A 15,891-nucleotide genomic window follows, 5' to 3' on the forward strand; every position below is an offset into this window, starting at 1 on the left:
CCAGTATGTTTCAGCCTGCCATCACCGGCACCGGTGTTTTCACCCCAGAGCAGATCATCACCAATGACGAGCTTGTGGAGGCCTTTAATGCCTATGCTGACAAGATGAACGCCCAAAACGCCAAGGCCATTGCCGCCGGCGAGATGGCGCCGCTGCAACATTCCTCCAGTGAGTTCATTTTCAAAGCTTCCGGCATCGAGCAACGTCATGTGCTGGACAAGGAAGGCGTGCTGAATCCTGACGTGATGCACCCGCTGCTGCGCCAACGCAGCGACGATGAACCGGGCGTAATGACCGAAATGGCCCTGGATGCCTGTGGCAAAGCCCTGGCGCAGGCTGGCGTGGACGCGTACGAGATCGATCTGGTGATCTGTGCCGCCTCCAACATGGAGCGCGCCTATCCGGCTGTCGCGATTGAAATACAGAAAGAACTGGGCGCGGGCGGCTTTGCCTTTGACATGAACGTGGCCTGTTCTTCCGCCACCTTTGGCCTGCAAGCCGCCGCGGATATGATCCGCTCCGGCTCCGTGCGCAAAGCCATCGTCGTGAACCCGGAAATCTGCTCCGGCCACCTGGAATGGCGCGACCGCGACTGCCACTTCATCTTTGGCGACGTTTGCACTGCCACCGTGATCGAACGCTCCGAGGACGCCAAAGGCGCCTATTTCGAGATCATCTCGACCCGCTGCGCCACACAGTTCTCCAACAACATCCGCAACAACAACGGCTTCTTGCGCCGCTCCCGCCCAGATGGCGTGGTGGACCGCCGCGACATGCAGTTTATGCAAAACGGCCGCAAGGTCTTCAAAGAGGTGGTTCCAATGGTGTCTGCCCATATGCTGGCACATATCGAGGCCGAAAGCGTGGCACCAGACAACCTACGTCGTCTCTGGCTGCATCAGGCCAACAAGTCGATGAACGATTTTATTGGCAAAAAGGTCTTGGGCCGCACGCCGGAAGGTGATGAGCAGCCCAACATTCTGCAAGATTACGCCAACACCTCCTCCGCCGGCTCGATCATCGCTTTCTCGAAGTATTCGGCTGACTTAGAGCCCGGTGACCATGGCGTGATCTGCTCCTTTGGCGCGGGCTATTCCGTTGGCTCGGTGCTTGTGAAGCGCCAGTAACACGCCAACGATTCGAAATCTTCGGTATACTACGGTGCGCAGACTGCTATTTTTAACAGCCTGAGCGACAAAACCTATCACAATTGGTAGGTGTGGTAGCAATGGTTGCCGAGTTGTGAACAAGAGACAGTAAGACCAATTTGCGCTAGCATGGTCCTTGGAGGGAGCCGTTGTCTCGCCGTGATGCTTCCCCAGGCATTCTGAGACAATGGGTTCGTGAAGTGATAGTCTACTGATCCCCTTCCGCTCTGCGCTGTCCCGTGCGGAGGTTTATATGCACACCCGTGCACATTTTTCCCTATAGGTCTTTTTATGACGAGGGGTGGTCCGAGGATTTGGGCCACCCTATTTCGTTGCATTGCGCCGCCTATCGGTGCCAATACCGCGCCTTTGTGGTGGTGGGCACCCCCATTTCCACAAGGATACTGCCATCATCGTCACTCATCCGGTGCAACGGATCTTCCACCAGCCCGGCACTCATCGCCAGCGCCGCCAGATCTGCCCGATTGGACAGGCCAGTCTTGCTCAGAATGTTGTTCATCCGCTGGCGCACTGCAGACACGGACACCCCCAACCGCTCGGCAATCACCTTGTCCTGCAGGCCGCCGCCAATCATCTCCAACAACTCCCGCTGTTTGTCGGAGATCTTGTTCCGTTCCGTAAATTCCGCCGCAAAATGAGCCAGATAGGTCTGATGCCCCATCATCGCCACCGCCTGCAACACCCAGCCATGAGTCTGGATGATGTGCTTCATCTCCCGCTGGCTGTGATCGCCGCAAAAAGTGATCAACGCTGCCTGAGGGGGCGCGTGTGAGCGTAACGGGATGGAAAACCCTGCACGCATCCCGCGCCGCGCGGCTTCTTCCAGCACCTCATGGCGGGCTTGCGGCATGTGGTGGTATTCATCGAGAAACTCCACCCCCACCGCAATTGGCGTCAGGTGGTGCAGCGCGTGCATCCGGAAGTAGCTCCACTTGGCCACATCCGGATCTTTGTTAAAAGTGTTGAGCCAGGTGCTGTCATAAGACGTGCGGATGAACAGCGTCTTCTTCCAGTCCTCAAAATTGCTCGCGCTGATAAAATCGATGAAAGGCAGATTCAGCGTCCGCCCCACCTCGACAATCAGCGTCCAGACCTCCGCCGAGCTTTGCGTGGTTTCCAGATCCACCAGAAACCCTTGCAACAAGTCCGGAATGTGACGCTCCGCTTGTAGAAGCGGACGGCGCCCGGCGGGGTCGCGCATCGCTTAAACGGATTCCTCTTCGAGGTGCAGTTTCATATCCACAAGCACCTGCTGCAGCGCCACGGTCTCCCGCAACAGCCGCTTGGCTTCGGTCACGGTGATGATGCCGTCCTCGATGGATTGGTTATATTCCGCCATCAACATCGCAAACCGCTGGCTCAGCGCGATCACGTCAGAGTTGACCCCACCTTTGTCGTCAGAATTGCGCCGCCGCTTGTCATGGCTCAGCGAGTTGCCTTTCAACTCCGCCAGAGCAGCCGTCACATGCGGATAAGACGCCGCCTCTTCCAGCGCCGCCACCGCATCAATTGGCATAAACCGATCCGCATGTTCGTCGTGGCTGGAATAATACCGGCCCAGCGTGGCTTTGGATTTCCCGGTCAGCTCACAGGCCGCCTCGATTCCAACGTCTTTTACCAGGGCCTCGGAGTGTTTCTTTAAGTAGCTATCCACCACGCTCATATGTCTTCCCCAAACCGTTTACTCTTTAGACCTCCCCTCAGAAACGCGGTCTGACGCCTCTAAGGGGAAAGCGGCCAGTCTTTTCCCATACATCGCTTAACCCGAATTTGGCATTTGAGAAAGACCGGATGCATTACATCCGACTGTGAGTGAATCGGATATTGATCCGAAAGTATTAGTTTTCCGGCGGGTGGGCCGGACCCAAGGAAAACGGTGCGTGGTCTGTCACCCACATACCGTTGGCCATTAAGGCCACGCGACCCGGCCTCATCATCCCCATGGCAATGCCACGATGTGACGGGTCGCGTTTCACATTTAAAACGCGCGCAACGCGACACCAATACGACGCCTCAAATTTTCCACATCAATCTGCGCAACGTGTTCTTGATCCTAGCCACCAATGCGGCCTATCACGCCGCCATGGCCAAGCTCTACTTCAACTACTCCACGATGAACGCCGGCAAATCCACCGTGCTGCTGCAGGCGTCCCACAACTACCGCGAACGCGGCATGCAGACTTACCTGCTTACCGCGCAGCTAGATCACCGCGCCGGTGAAGGCCGCATCGCCTCCCGCATCGGCATTTCCGACAAGGCCGACACCTTTGATTCCGCCACCAACCTGATCGAGGTGCTCAAGAAACGTCTGGCCGCCGGACCCTTGGCCTGCGTCTTCATTGATGAGGCGCAATTCCTGAGCGAGGAGCAGGTCTGGCAACTGGCCCGCGCGGTGGACGACCTGAAGGTGCCGGTGATGTGCTACGGGCTGCGGGTAGATTTTCAGGGCAAACTCTTCCCAGGCTCCGCCGCACTTCTGGCGCTGGCAGACGAAATGCGCGAGGTCCGCACCATTTGTCATTGCGGCAAGAAAGCCACCATGGTCGTGCGCCAGGATGAGCACGGCAATGTGTTGCAGGAAGGGGCTCAGGTGCAAATCGGCGGCAATGAGAGCTACGTGTCCCTCTGCCGCCGCCATTGGCGCGCCGCCATGGGCGACACCGCCGAAGACTAGCGCCTGATTACACCAGATTGGGTGGTGTCTCGCCCTGTTCATAGGCCAGCAGGTTGTCCAGCGCCATTAGGCCCATCTGGGTGCGAATTTCCAAGGCTGCCGTGCCGAGATGCGGCAACAGCGTGACGTTGTCGAGCTTGCGCAACGCATCCGGCACGCGCGGCTCAAATTCATACACATCCAGACCGGCGCCACCAATTTCGTTGTTTTGCAACGCGGCCACCAAGGCGCTTTCTTTCACCACTTCCCCACGAGAGATGTTGATGAAATGCGCATGGCTCTGCATCGCGCCAAAGACCTCTGCGTTGAACAGATGCTGTGTTTCCGCACCGCCCGGCACCGCCGCCACCACAAAATCCACTTGCGCTGCCAACGCCGCCAAATCTTCAACCCGCTCTGCTTCGAATGGCAGGTCTTTCTCCGAGCGGTTCCAGTATTTCACCGCCATGCCAAAGCCATAGTGGCAGCGCTGCGCAATCGCCTGGCCAATGCGGCCCATGCCCGCAATGCCCACGGTTTTGCCACTCACATGCAGCCCCAACATCTGTGTGGGGTGCCAGCCTTTCCATTGGCCACTGCGCACCAACCGCTCGCCTTCGCCTGCACGCCGCGCGCTCATCAGGATCAGAGTCATCGCCACATCCGCCGTCGCATCGGTCACCGCGCCCGGCGTGTTGCTCACCAAGACATTGGCTTTGGCGGCCGCCTCCACATCGATGTGATTGTACCCCACGCCGAAATTCGCCAGCAGTTTGCAGCGTGGCGTTCCGACATCCGCAAACACCGGCGCATCAAACGCATCTCCCAGCGACGGCAGCACCATGTCGAAGTTGCGCAATGCGTCGCGCAGCTCGTCACTTTGCATCGGCATATTGTTGAGCCGCACCGTGGTCTGGAAGGTTCCGCGGGCTTTTTCCAGAACCGCATCGGGCAAAGGGCGAGTGATCAAAAGGCTTTTCAATGTAGGCGTCCTCCATTTGGGACCGGCCCGTCCGGGCCTATCAATGTGATGTCACCGGCGTAATCCGGCAGGCCCAGCACCAGCACCTCGGACATAAATTTTCCGATTTGACGCGGCGGGAAATTCACCACGGCCAGAACCTGCTTGCCCAGCAAAATATCTGGGTCGTAATGCGCGGTGATCTGCGCAGACGTCTTGCGCGTGCCCAACTCCTCGCCAAAATCAATCCAAAGTTTGATCGCAGGTTTGCGCGCCTCTGGGTAAGGCTCCGCCTGCACCACAGTGCCCACGCGCACGTCGACTTTCAGAAAGTCGTCAAAATCGATTTGATCAGCCATTGCCCAGCTCCCGGCTGCGCTCTGCGGCGGCGCCCACGGTTTTGATCATCAACGGCGGCAGGCCATCGGATGTGTCCATCAGCACCTCCAGGCCCGCCTGCGTGGTGCCATTGGGGCTGGTCACGTTCACCCGCAGCTGATCCGGCGTCTCCTCTGCCGTTTCAGCCAGCGCACCTGCGCCCGCGACCGTGGCTTTGGCCAGCGCCATGGACAACTCTGGCGACAACCCCTGCGCCTCGCCCGCCGCAGCCATACATTCGATCATGTGAAACACATACGCTGGCCCTGATCCGCTCAACCCCGTGACCGCATCCATCTGGCCTTCGTTCTCAAGCCGCACCACCTGCCCAACGGCCTTCAACAAGCCTTCGGAGGCGTCCAGTCCAGCGACACCCGCCGGGCCGTTGCCGACAATCGCGGTGATGCCCTTGCTCACCGCTGCTGGCGTGTTGGGCATGGCGCGCACAATCGGCGTCTGGTCGCCCAAAATCTGCTCATAGGTGGCGATGAAAACACCCGCCGCGACCGACACAAACAATGTCTCGCCGTTACCCATCGCCGCCAGAACCGGCAGCGCGTCCGCCATCATTTGAGGTTTCACCGCGATAATCACAATCGCCGGCGCCGCAGGCAAATCCGCGTTCACATGCACGCCGCTGCTCTGCACCCAATCGCTTGGAAACGGGTCCTGCACCCAAACGCTGCTTGCGGGCAATCCATCCGCCAGCCAGCCCTGCAGCATGGCCGATCCCATCTTGCCGCACCCCAGCAGAACCAGGCCCCGTTTGGCCACGTCGTTGATGTTCATGATTGCCCCCTCTGATCCTTTTGGGGGCAAGTGTTACGCCCGGCCGTAGGCCTCTGCAATGGCAACTTGCATTGCATCTTTCACACTTCTGTCCCCCCAGACCACAAGCTGGAACGCCGGGTAAAACCGCTCCGCATTCTGCAACGCGCCACGGATCAACGTGTCGATCTGCTCCGGGCTCGCCATCTGCCCGCCGCTCAGCACCAGGCCATAGCGGAAAATCATCAGCTGCTGCTTATGCCAGTATGTAAACGCCCCGGCCCAGCACTCGTCATTCACTGCGTTGAGCGTCTCATACAGCGCGGGCAGCTTGTCCTCTGGCGGCTCTGCTTCATAGGAACACACCAGTTTCAGCGTTTCGTCATAGGCGGACCAGGCCAGCGTTATGGAATAGGTCTTCCACTGGCCTTCCACCTCCATCGCAATTTGATCATCTGCGATGCGCTCGAAATTCCAGTGTCGCACTTCGGCGATGTGCTCGACGATGTCGATCGGATGCAAGTCTTCTTCGAGAAACTGCTCAGATAATGCCATGGCGCCACCTCGTTTTTGTATCGCGCCGAGGGAGTGGCAGCTCCCTAACGCTTGGTGCCTGCTCTAGGACCTGTGGATAACTTCACCGCCCTTACAAGATATGGTGCTGCGTCAGGTTGAGTGTGTAAAGCAAAATATCTGTGGATAACGCAATAAGTTGTGGATTAAACTGTGTTAAGCACAAGTCTTCGTCCTTTGGTCGCAGGCCCAAGGAGAGACTTGCTCTCCTCTCCCCCAATCCTATGATTTTGTCATGACCAACGTTTTTCCCTTCGCCCAAGTGGATGTGTTTTCCGAGCAAACCGGTTACGGCAACCCGCTCGCTGTGGTGGCCGATGCCGAGCGTCTGGACCAAAGCCAGATGGCGCAGCTGGCCCATTGGACCAATCTCAGCGAGACCTGTTTCCTGCTGCATCCCACCGACGACGGGGCCGACTACCGCGTGCGGATTTTCACCCCTTTGCAAGAGCTGCCATTTGCCGGCCACCCGACTTTGGGCGCCTGTCACGTCTGGCTGTCCCAAGGCGGCCAACCTCAGGGCGAAGACGTGGTGCAACAATGCGGCGCGGGGTTGATCCACATCCGCCGCAACAACGACCGGCTGTTCTTCTGCGCCCCACCTTTGCGACGCAGTGGGCCGCTGGACGCCGACATGATCAACCGCATCGCAGCCGCTCTCGGTTTACAGGACGCAGAAGTGGACGCTGGCGCTTGGGTCGACAATGGCCCTGGCTGGGCCGCGCTCCTGCTCAAAGACCGTCAGACCCTGTTGCAAGCCAAACCGGACTACGCCGCCCTGAAAGGCATGCGTATCGGCTTGGTCGCGCCAGTTGGGGAAGCCGGACACGGATTTGATTTCGAGGTCCGTGCTTTCTCGGCGGGTGGCTTTGAAGATCCGGTGACGGGCAGCCTCAACGCGGGCATTGCCCAGTGGCTACTGGCGGACGGCATCGCAACTGGTGACTACATCGCCGCGCAAGGCACGCTACTGGGCCGCAAAGGCCGCGTGCATGTGCTGCAAGATGGCGCGGACATCTGGGTCGGCGGCGCTGTGCAAGCCGGCATCACCGGCACCCTGACGCTCTAATCCCTGCGCCCCAAAACTAAAAAAGGCCAACCCAACGGTCAGCCTTTCTCACGTCATCCTATCAGCGTGATTTAACCCGCCTTGCCTTCCAGCGCCTCAATCCGCGCCTTCAGGGCTTCGTTCTCTTCGCGGGCTTTCTGCGCCATGGCGCGCACCGCATCAAACTCTTCGCGGGTGACAAAATCCCGATCCGCCAGCCAACGGTCCATCAACGACTTCATCGCGTTGTCGGCCTCGTCCTTGGCGCCCTGAGCAACACCCATGGCGTTGGTCATCAACTGAGACATGTCGTCCATGAATTTGTTCCGGGTTTGCATCGCACTCTCCGCTTATCTGATCCTGACTGCCTATATGGGCATCAACCCGCTCAGACACAAGGTTGACTTTGTCGCAACGGCAAGGCCACTTGTGGCGCAACCACACGCGGCCCAGACAGCGACGGAGCAGTCCCATTCAGTTCCCTAATATCTCCCCTGAAATCTTCTCCATCTCCCTGTTTGGCATGGAATTTGCCCTGCGCTGGTACGCGCTGGCCTACATCGTTGGTATCCTGATCGGCTGGCGCATTGTGGTGGCCACCGTGAACCGCCCTGCATTGTGGCCAAAAGACACCGCCCCCATCACCGCCCGCCAGATCGAAGACCTGCTCACCTGGGTTATTCTTGGCGTGATCGCCGGGGGCCGGTTGGGATATGTGCTGTTTTACAAACCCGCCTTCTACCTCGCCAATCCCGGCGACATCATCCGCATCTGGGATGGCGGCATGTCGTTTCACGGCGGCATGTTGGGCGTCATCGTGGCGGGCTGGCTCTATTGTCAGAAACATGACCTGATCAAATTACAAGTTGGCGATGCCATGGCACTTGGCGTCCCAATCGGCTTGTTCTTGGGCCGCATCGCCAACTTCATCAACGCCGAGCTTTGGGGCCTCCCAACTGACCTGCCGTGGGGTGTGATCTTCCCCGGCCATGCCGCACAAGACTGCGGCCAACTCGCCGCGCTTTGTGCCCGCCACCCATCACAGCTGTATGAAGCCCTGATGGAAGGCCTGATCCTCGGGGTGGTCATGCTCTACCTCGCTTACCGTCGTGGCGCATTGAAAGCCCCCGGCACCATCACCGGCACCTTCTTTGTGGGCTATGGCCTTGCGCGTTTCATTGTCGAATTCTTCCGCCAGCCGGACGCGCAGTTCATTTCTGAAGGCAACCCATTGGGCCTCGCGCTACAATTTGGCGGCTACGGTTTCACCATGGGCCAACTCTTGTCTCTGCCAATGATCGCCCTTGGCGCCTACCTGATCCTGCGCGCCAAACGCCAGCCATGAGCGATCTGACCCAACACTTGCTGGCGCGCATCGAGGCCCACGGACCGATGACCGTGGCCGACTTCATGAGCGAAGCCCTGCTGCATCCCACGCTAGGCTACTACACCACACGTGATCCGCTGGGGGCTGAGGGTGATTTCACCACCGCGCCAGAGATCAGCCAGATGTTTGGCGAGCTCATTGGTCTTGCCCTCGCGCAGGCGTGGCTCGATCAAGGCGCCCCTGCGCCCTTCACACTTGCCGAACTTGGCCCCGGGCGCGGCACGCTTATGGCCGACATCCTGCGCGCCACCCGCGCGGTGCCCGGCTTTCACGCCGCTGCACAGATCCACCTTGTCGAAGCCTCGCCCACCCTGCGCGCCAAACAACGCGAGATCATCGCCGCCGACCTCACGCACCACGACACCGTGGACACCCTGCCACAGCAGCCGCTCTTTCTTGTGGCCAACGAATTCTTCGACGCGCTACCCATCCGCCAATTCCAACGCGGCCCCACCGGTTGGCATGAGCGCCTGATCGCAATGCGCGACGGCAAGCTCTGCTTTGCCTTTGGGCCGGAATTACCGCAGCCAGCGCTCGAACACCGCCTTGCGGACACGACACAAGACATGATCGTCGAAACCTGCGTCCCGGCCTTTTCCGTCGCCAATGAAATTGGCGCCCGCATTCGTGATCATGGCGGGGCGGCGCTGCTAATCGACTACGGCGACTGGCGCTCAAAAGGCGACACCCTACAGGCCCTGCAAGGTCACGAATACGCCAACCCGCTCGCCACTCCCGGCGAAGCCGACATCACCGCGCATGTCGATTTTGAGGCTCTTGCCCAGGCCGCCCCCTGCGCCCACAGCAAGCTCACGCCGCAAGGCGTGTTTCTCGAAACCCTTGGCATCACCCCCCGCGCCCAGGCCTTGGCCTCCCGCCTCACGGGCGACGCCCTGCAATCCCACATCGCCGCCCATCGCCGCTTGACGCACCCCGAGGAAATGGGAAACCTGTTCAAAGTGCTCGCGCTCTTCCCGGAACACGGCACCCCTCCACCAGGATGCACCCTATGACGCTTGAGATACTGACCTCAGACTTGCTTGCCCCCGTGCGCCACGGGTTCTTCACCCGTCGCGGCGGCGCCTCGTCCGGCGTCTTTGCCGGATTGAACTGTGGCATCGGCAGCTCCGATCAGTCCGAGATTGTCACCATCAACCGTCAGCGTGTCGCCAGCGCCATGGATGTGGAGCTGTCCCACCTTGCCTCCGTGCACCAAGTGCACTCCGCGGATGTGGCCACAATCGCCGCACCGATCGAAGGCGAACGCCCGCGCGCCGACGCGATTGTCACCGCCACACCGGGTCTGGCCCTGTCGATTCTCACCGCTGATTGCCAGCCGGTGCTGTTTTCCGACGCCAACACCGGTGTGATTGGCGCCGCCCACGCCGGATGGCGCGGCGCGCTTGATGGCGTGCTCGACGCCACACTGGACGCCATGGAAGCCCTCGGCGCCTCTCGCGCCAACACCCACGCCGTCATCGGCCCCTGCATCAGCCAAGAGGCCTACGAAGTTGGCCCGGAGTTCCTCGATGCCTTCCTCACCGAAGACGCAACCAACAGCCGATTCTTCAAAGAGGGCGATGGCGACCGCAAACTCTTCGACTTGCCCGCCTACGGCCTGCATCGTTTACATGCTGCAAACATTGGCAAAGCCGAATGGACTCGCCATTGCACCTATTCTGACCCGCACAGATTCTTCTCGTACCGGCGCACAACCCACGCCAAAGAGGCCGACTACGGTCGCCTGATTGCCTCTATCTGTTTGTAAATAAATAGTTTCTGCGAATACCGCAGATTTGTCTCTCTATTTTCCTCAAATCTGACCAATCCTGCCGCATCTCTGCCCCATTTCAACACGAGACTGATCTCAAGTTGGAAACAATGGTCCACAAGAGACCAAGACATGCCAAGGAGAGCAGACATGAAAACCCAGAGCCGCTTCGTTAAGTCCGTAGTTGCAGCATCCCAAAAAGACGCGCCACAAATGCCATGGGCCCGTGGCACACGCCGCGCCGCTTTCATCGCCAAGCGCAAGGGCGTGACGCTGAAGCAAGCAGCTTAAGCACCCGCCTTACCTCGTATTTCCGCAAAGCATCTTGCAATTTGACAAGGTGCTTTTGCGTTTTTACCGCCGGCTTCATGTGCAATTTTTGAGCACCAGCGCGCGCCACACACCTCGAAACACCCACATTTTCGCAACCCCAACCCGCCGCATTGCTTAAATTCCTGAACCGTCTATAACGCGAGCCAAATTCTGATCTCAGAGGCGCATATGACGGACACACCTCAAGTCGGCATCATCATGGGCAGCCAGTCTGACTGGCCCACGATGAAAGAAGCAGCCACCATTCTGGAAGAGCTGGGCATTTCTTACGAAAAGAAGATTGTCTCCGCCCACCGCACCCCAGATCGCCTCTGGTCTTACGGCAAGGAAGCCGCTGGTCGTGGCCTACAGGTGATCATCGCAGGCGCTGGTGGCGCTGCGCACCTGCCCGGCATGATGGCCTCCAAAACCCGCGTGCCTGTTGTGGGCGTGCCGGTGCAAACCCGCGCACTGTCCGGTGTCGACAGCCTCTATTCCATCGTGCAAATGCCCAAGGGCTTCCCAGTTGCCACCATGGCCATTGGTGCCGCTGGTGCCGCCAATGCGGGCCTGATGGCCGCCGGCATTCTGGCGCTGCAAGACGCTGACCTGGCCGAACGTCTCGACGCCTGGCGCGACGCCCTCTCCGCCTCGATCCCGGATGAGCCACAAGATGACTAAGCCGCTCGTTCCCGGATCGACCATTGGCATCCTTGGCGGTGGCCAGCTTGGCCGCATGTTGTCGGTTGCGGCCTCCCGTCTGGGCTACAAAACCCACATCTTTGAGCCCGGCACCACCCCGCCTGCGGGTGAAGTGGCCAATGCCGTCACCACCGCGTCTTATGAGGACGCCGACGCCCTGCGGGCTTTTGCGGCTTCTGTGGATGTCATCACATATGAGTTTGAAAACATCCCCACCGCCGCACTGGACATTCTGGAAAGCCAGAAGCCTATTCGCCCCAACCGCGAAGCGCTGCGGGTGTCGCAAGACCGCCTGACGGAAAAAACCTTTCTGCAGGAGCTCGGCCTGAAAACCGCGCCATTTGCAGACGTCACCGACGCCGACGACATGACCAAAGCCGTTGCCGAGATCGGCGCGCCGTCGATTTTAAAAACCCGCCGCTTTGGCTATGACGGCAAGGGCCAAGCCCGCCTCAAAACCGCAGACGATGCAGACACCGCGCTGGCTGATATGGCTGGCGCGCCTGCCCTTCTGGAAGGCTTTGTCGACTTCTCCCACGAGGTCAGCGTGATTGCCGCGCGCGGTCTGGACGGTCAGGTTGCCTGTTTTGATCCCGGTGAAAACGTGCACAAAGACGGCATCCTTGCCACCACGACTGTGCCTGCCCGCTTGTCGGCCGGTCAACGCATGGACGCCGTCCTGCTCGCCGCCAACATCCTGAACAAACTGGAGTATGTCGGCGTCATGGGCGTGGAGCTTTTTGTTACCAAAGACGGCCTCATCGTGAACGAAGTCGCCCCGCGGGTGCACAACTCCGGCCACTGGACCCAAAACGGCTGCGCGGTGGATCAGTTTGAGCAACACATCCGCGCTGTCACCGGCCTGCCGCTGGGCGATGGCCAACGGCATAGCGATGTGGTCATGGAAAACCTGATTGGTGACGACATGGACCAACTGCCCGCGCTGCTGCAAGAGCGCGACACCGCCGTACATCTCTATGGCAAAGCGGAAACCAAAGCGGGCCGCAAAATGGGCCACGTCAACCGCATCAAACGCGGCGACTAACTGGTTACATCCAGCAAAAACCGGCGGAAGGTCTGCCCGCCATAGCGGACCTCCCCCTCCTCCTTTGCGCCCATCCGCGCCAAAGCTTTCACCGACCGTCGGGTTGGGGCCAACAAAAACTGCACCGTTTCAATTCGTGCATCCCCCCGCGCAAATTCAAGCGCTTGCCGCGTGATCGCCAATCCTTGCCCAAAGGCCGCAGGCACAAGAACCAGCCCAAAGTCCCAGACGTCCCCCTCTTTCTCAAAGCCGCCCCAGCCGCGAAAGACATCCCCTTGCCAAATCGCCCAATGGCCCAGCCCATCCTGCGCCCAGCGCTGCGCCTTGGCCTTCAAAAAGCCTTCCACGTCAAACACGCCATCCAAAAGCGGCAAATGCTCCGCCACCCGCGCATCCGCCATCTGCGCCACCAAAACCTCCCGCGGAACCGCCTGCAAATCCCCAAACTCAAAATATTGCACGGGTCTGCACCTTCTCATTCAAAAAAGTATCCTGGGGAGTCACCGCCCCGCGGTGACGGGGCAAAGCCCCTCTATCCCATAAACCGCGCGGCCACTTCGCCGGCCATAAAGCTCACCTGTCCGCCCACCAACGTGGCCCCAATCCGGCCACTCTCCGCGTCCACAATCACCAGATCCGCGCGTTTGCCGGCTTCCAACGTGCCGCGATCTTTCAGTCCCAACACCTCTGCAGGCTTGGCCGACACCAAGGCCCAAGCCTCGGCAAACTCACAGACACCATCCTCCACCAGCCGCAGCACCGCCTGTCGGGGCGCGGGATAGTGGTAGTCAGACGCCAAGCCATCCACCAGGCCCGCCGCAACCATCTCCGCCGCCGAGACTTTGCCGGAATGGCTGCCGCCACGCACCACATTGGGCGCCCCCATCACCACCGGATCACCTGCTTCTTTGGCCGCCTCCGCCGCCTCCATGGTCTCTGGAAACTCGCTGATCGACAGTCCACATCCGCGCCAAGTCTCCCGCGTCGCAGCACTGTCGTCATCATGACTGCCCAGCTTCACGCCTGTCTCCGCTAACCGCGCCGCCAGCCGCGCCACGACTTCCGGCACCGACTCCGTCACCGCATGCAACGCCTGCAACAGCGCCAGATGGGCCTCCGGACTGCGCCCACTTTTGAGCGCTTGCCCAGTCAAGCGCGGCGGTTTCTTTCGCTTGGCCAAGGCCGCATGCGGCAGGTGATCGTTGAACACCACATAAGGCACGTCGAACTCCGTCACCGCCGCCTCAAACGCGGTGTAGTCTTCCAACAGATGGCTCTCAAACCGCAGCTGCACCAACATCTCCGTGCGCAGCCCTTCTGTGGCCGACAATGCCTCCAAAAACCGCCGCGCAAAATCTGGCGAGCGCATCCCACCTTCCCAGCTCCAGAATTGCGCCAACACCGCTGTGGTGATCCCATTGGCCGCCAGTTCGGCATCCACCGACACCAACCCATCGCCAAGGTTTTTCATCGCGCCACGGCGCGGCGCCAAATGCCGCTCAAACCCGTCGCCATGCAAATCAACGATGCCCGGCAAAATCTGATACCCGCGCAGATCCACTTGCCGCGCGCCCTCCGCCTCCCCGATCGTGCCAGACACAATCCCAAGCGGCTCTTGTACAAACCCCTCCGGGCGCAGCACCTCTGCGCCGTGCAGCAGCAGGTCCGTCATTGGTTCTCCGCTCCGCTTTGACCCGAAGCGCTCGGCCCGACAATTTCACTCCAGATCCGGTCCCAAAGATCGTCTTCTTTCTCGGCTTCCGGATCGCCATCCACATCCACAATCCGCTGCAATTCCCGCAGGGTGGCATCCGCATCGCCCCACTCCAGATCATGGTCAAAGGCACCGTTTTCCAAAAACTCGCGCACCTGCACAATCACCATCGGATTGTTCATCATAAACGTATGGGTCACCGGCAGCACAATGTGGTCCGCCATGCCCTCCACCTCGGTGCTCTCCACCGAAACCTTGCCGTCATCCGGCCCGGCAATCAGGCTGCTGTAATAGGGGTTGAGCGACTTGTCACCGGCAATCACACCCAGCTCAAAATCCACCGGCGGCAGGTTGGCGGGCAGCCCATCCGTGCCAAGCTGCATCCCCGCCGGGCCATTGAGCCAGACAAACGGTTCTAGATAGCTGAACTCATCCACCAGTTCAGAGCCCTTGTTGGGCGGCCCCAACATCACCACGCGGCCAAGCTCCGGCGGACGGTGGTTTTCAAACCACACGCGGGTCAGAATACCGCCCATCGAGTGGGTGACAAAATGCACTTTCTTCCAACCACATTGCGCCACCGCCTTGGGCAAGGTCATATCCGCCAGCGCTTCGATTTCTTTCTCGGTGGAGGGATAGCCCAGCCGCACCACTTTGTAGCCATAGCGCTCCAGCGCCAGCTCCATCAGAACAAAGGAGCTCTCAGAACGGGCCAATCCGTGCAGCAGGATCACACATTCCTGCGGCGCGGCCTCTGCCTCCGCCGTTTTCTGCTCTGCCAAACTCTGCGTGCCCAGCCCCAAAGCCAGCACCGCCGCCATTTTCAAAAATCGAACCATAGACTTGAGATAGGCCCTAAGCGGGGCCTACAAAAGCAAAAACCTTACGGAAAGCGCCCCAATGGCAACCCTTCGCCCACCAAAGTCGCACCCATTGCGCCTCGCCGCCCGCGCCGTGATCCTGCACGAGGACCGCCTCTTGCTGGTCAACGCCTACCCCGATCACAAAGGCGCACTCTGGTGTGCGCCCGGCGGCGGTGTCGAAAAACACAGCAGCCTGGCCGACAATCTGATCCGCGAAGTGCATGAGGAATGTGGTCTCTCGGTCTCCGTTGGCGCGCCCTGCCTGATCAACGAGTTCCACGATGCGGAGAGCGATTTTCATCAAGTAGACTTGTTCTTCCGCTGCACCATTACAGGTGGTTCACTCGACGAAAGCTGGCAGGACCCGGAAAACATCGTCTCCAAACGCCGCTTCTTTTCTCGCGCAGAAATGGACCAGATCTCCTACCGCCCGCTCAGCCTCCCGGATGTGGCTTGGGGTGATGGCGTGCACTACGACGCGCTGGAACCGTTGTTGAAGTTCTGAAACGTAGGCCAGTGCCTGCCTGGGTGGGCGCGAATGCGCCTG

Annotated in this window: 20 protein-coding genes; 10 read left to right on the forward strand and 10 right to left on the reverse strand. The window is 59.9% G+C overall.

The features are described from left to right. Positions 1-5: 5 nt before the first annotated feature. Positions 6-1,127 carry a beta-ketoacyl-ACP synthase III gene (locus tag SIB38_RS20890; protein ID WP_412550975.1) on the forward strand — a complete coding sequence of 374 codons (1,122 nt, stop codon included), beginning with the start codon at positions 6-8 and terminating at the stop codon, positions 1,125-1,127. Between the two features lie 367 nt (positions 1,128-1,494). On the opposite strand, the gene SIB38_RS20895 is transcribed toward SIB38_RS20890, so the two are convergent. Together SIB38_RS20895 and SIB38_RS20900 are read right to left on the reverse strand one after the other, a co-directional pair. Continuing rightward, positions 1,495-2,370, reverse strand: a complete 876-nt coding sequence (locus SIB38_RS20895) for a helix-turn-helix transcriptional regulator (RefSeq protein WP_294113066.1) — start codon at positions 2,368-2,370, stop codon at positions 1,495-1,497. Positions 2,371-2,373: 3 nt separating this feature from the next. Next, positions 2,374-2,832: a hypothetical protein gene (locus SIB38_RS20900; RefSeq protein WP_294113065.1), complete on the reverse strand. Its 459-nt coding sequence runs from the start codon at positions 2,830-2,832 to the stop codon at positions 2,374-2,376. Between the two features lie 420 nt (positions 2,833-3,252). On the opposite strand from SIB38_RS20900, the gene SIB38_RS20905 reads away from it, so the two are divergent. After that, the gene (locus SIB38_RS20905; protein WP_294113255.1) at positions 3,253-3,843 is read left to right on the forward strand and encodes a thymidine kinase; all 591 of its coding nucleotides are present in this window, start codon (positions 3,253-3,255) and stop codon (positions 3,841-3,843) included. 7 nt (positions 3,844-3,850) lie between these two features. Here the strand turns inward: SIB38_RS20905 and SIB38_RS20910 are convergent, their stop codons facing one another. Genes SIB38_RS20910 through SIB38_RS20925 form a run of 4 tightly spaced genes read right to left on the reverse strand, consistent with a single transcriptional unit; the run spans position 3,851 to position 6,484 of the window. Beyond that, positions 3,851-4,804, reverse strand: a complete 954-nt coding sequence (locus SIB38_RS20910) for a 2-hydroxyacid dehydrogenase (protein WP_412550976.1) — start codon at positions 4,802-4,804, stop codon at positions 3,851-3,853. Next, a complete protein-coding gene (locus SIB38_RS20915; RefSeq protein ID WP_294113062.1) occupies positions 4,801-5,142 on the reverse strand; it encodes a tRNA-binding protein in 342 nt (113 codons plus the stop codon). The genes SIB38_RS20910 and SIB38_RS20915 overlap by 4 nt, the downstream gene beginning before the upstream one ends. Continuing rightward, positions 5,135-5,950 (reverse strand): pyrroline-5-carboxylate reductase, encoded by an 816-nt coding sequence (proC, locus tag SIB38_RS20920; RefSeq protein ID WP_294113061.1) that lies wholly within the window; start codon positions 5,948-5,950, stop codon positions 5,135-5,137. The genes SIB38_RS20915 and proC overlap by 8 nt, the downstream gene beginning before the upstream one ends. 33 nt (positions 5,951-5,983) lie before the next feature. Further along, the gene (locus tag SIB38_RS20925; RefSeq protein WP_294113059.1) at positions 5,984-6,484 is read right to left on the reverse strand and encodes a YbjN domain-containing protein; all 501 of its coding nucleotides are present in this window, start codon (positions 6,482-6,484) and stop codon (positions 5,984-5,986) included. A gap of 253 nt (positions 6,485-6,737) precedes the next feature. On the opposite strand from SIB38_RS20925, the gene SIB38_RS20930 reads away from it, so the two are divergent. After that, the gene (locus SIB38_RS20930) at positions 6,738-7,571 is read left to right on the forward strand and encodes a PhzF family phenazine biosynthesis protein (RefSeq protein WP_294113058.1); all 834 of its coding nucleotides are present in this window, start codon (positions 6,738-6,740) and stop codon (positions 7,569-7,571) included. Positions 7,572-7,642: 71 nt separating this feature from the next. Here the strand turns inward: SIB38_RS20930 and SIB38_RS20935 are convergent, their stop codons facing one another. Beyond that, on the reverse strand, positions 7,643-7,888 hold the full coding sequence (locus SIB38_RS20935) for an accessory factor UbiK family protein (protein WP_168591864.1): 246 nt from the start codon (positions 7,886-7,888) through the stop codon (positions 7,643-7,645). A gap of 134 nt (positions 7,889-8,022) precedes the next feature. On the opposite strand from SIB38_RS20935, the gene lgt reads away from it, so the two are divergent. The 6 genes from lgt to SIB38_RS20965 all read left to right on the forward strand — a co-directional run bounded on the left by lgt (position 8,023) and on the right by SIB38_RS20965 (position 12,767). Beyond that, positions 8,023-8,895 (forward strand): prolipoprotein diacylglyceryl transferase, encoded by an 873-nt coding sequence (gene lgt / locus SIB38_RS20940; protein WP_412552069.1) that lies wholly within the window; start codon positions 8,023-8,025, stop codon positions 8,893-8,895. After that, on the forward strand, positions 8,892-9,950 hold the full coding sequence (locus SIB38_RS20945; protein ID WP_294113052.1) for a class I SAM-dependent methyltransferase: 1,059 nt from the start codon (positions 8,892-8,894) through the stop codon (positions 9,948-9,950). Before lgt ends, SIB38_RS20945 begins: the two co-directional genes overlap by 4 nt. Continuing rightward, the gene (pgeF, locus tag SIB38_RS20950; protein WP_412550977.1) at positions 9,947-10,705 is read left to right on the forward strand and encodes a peptidoglycan editing factor PgeF; all 759 of its coding nucleotides are present in this window, start codon (positions 9,947-9,949) and stop codon (positions 10,703-10,705) included. The genes SIB38_RS20945 and pgeF overlap by 4 nt, the downstream gene beginning before the upstream one ends. Positions 10,706-10,858: 153 nt before the next feature. After that, positions 10,859-10,999 (forward strand): hypothetical protein, encoded by a 141-nt coding sequence (locus SIB38_RS20955; protein WP_294113047.1) that lies wholly within the window; start codon positions 10,859-10,861, stop codon positions 10,997-10,999. Positions 11,000-11,209: 210 nt separating this feature from the next. Further along, positions 11,210-11,701, forward strand: coding sequence for a 5-(carboxyamino)imidazole ribonucleotide mutase (gene purE, locus SIB38_RS20960; protein ID WP_294113046.1), 492 nt, complete (start codon positions 11,210-11,212; stop codon positions 11,699-11,701). Continuing rightward, positions 11,694-12,767: a 5-(carboxyamino)imidazole ribonucleotide synthase gene (locus SIB38_RS20965; RefSeq protein ID WP_294113044.1), complete on the forward strand. Its 1,074-nt coding sequence runs from the start codon at positions 11,694-11,696 to the stop codon at positions 12,765-12,767. The genes purE and SIB38_RS20965 overlap by 8 nt, the downstream gene beginning before the upstream one ends. Here the strand turns inward: SIB38_RS20965 and SIB38_RS20970 are convergent. The 3 genes from SIB38_RS20970 to SIB38_RS20980 form a co-directional block, all read right to left on the reverse strand. After that, on the reverse strand, positions 12,764-13,228 hold the full coding sequence (locus SIB38_RS20970) for a GNAT family N-acetyltransferase (RefSeq protein ID WP_294113042.1): 465 nt from the start codon (positions 13,226-13,228) through the stop codon (positions 12,764-12,766). The genes SIB38_RS20965 and SIB38_RS20970 overlap by 4 nt on opposite strands. A 71-nt stretch (positions 13,229-13,299) precedes the next feature. After that, on the reverse strand, positions 13,300-14,439 hold the full coding sequence (locus tag SIB38_RS20975) for an alpha-D-ribose 1-methylphosphonate 5-triphosphate diphosphatase (RefSeq protein ID WP_294113041.1): 1,140 nt from the start codon (positions 14,437-14,439) through the stop codon (positions 13,300-13,302). Then, the gene (locus SIB38_RS20980; RefSeq protein WP_294113040.1) at positions 14,436-15,320 is read right to left on the reverse strand and encodes an alpha/beta fold hydrolase; all 885 of its coding nucleotides are present in this window, start codon (positions 15,318-15,320) and stop codon (positions 14,436-14,438) included. Before SIB38_RS20980 ends, SIB38_RS20975 begins: the two co-directional genes overlap by 4 nt. A gap of 61 nt (positions 15,321-15,381) precedes the next feature. On the opposite strand from SIB38_RS20980, the gene SIB38_RS20985 reads away from it, so the two are divergent. After that, positions 15,382-15,849 carry an NUDIX domain-containing protein gene (locus SIB38_RS20985; protein ID WP_294113038.1) on the forward strand — a complete coding sequence of 156 codons (468 nt, stop codon included), beginning with the start codon at positions 15,382-15,384 and terminating at the stop codon, positions 15,847-15,849. The last annotated feature ends 42 nt before the right edge of the window (positions 15,850-15,891 follow it).

The sequence above is a fragment of the Shimia sp. MIT910701 genome, from assembly GCF_047126315.1.
GTDB lineage: Bacteria > Pseudomonadota > Alphaproteobacteria > Rhodobacterales > Rhodobacteraceae > Shimia.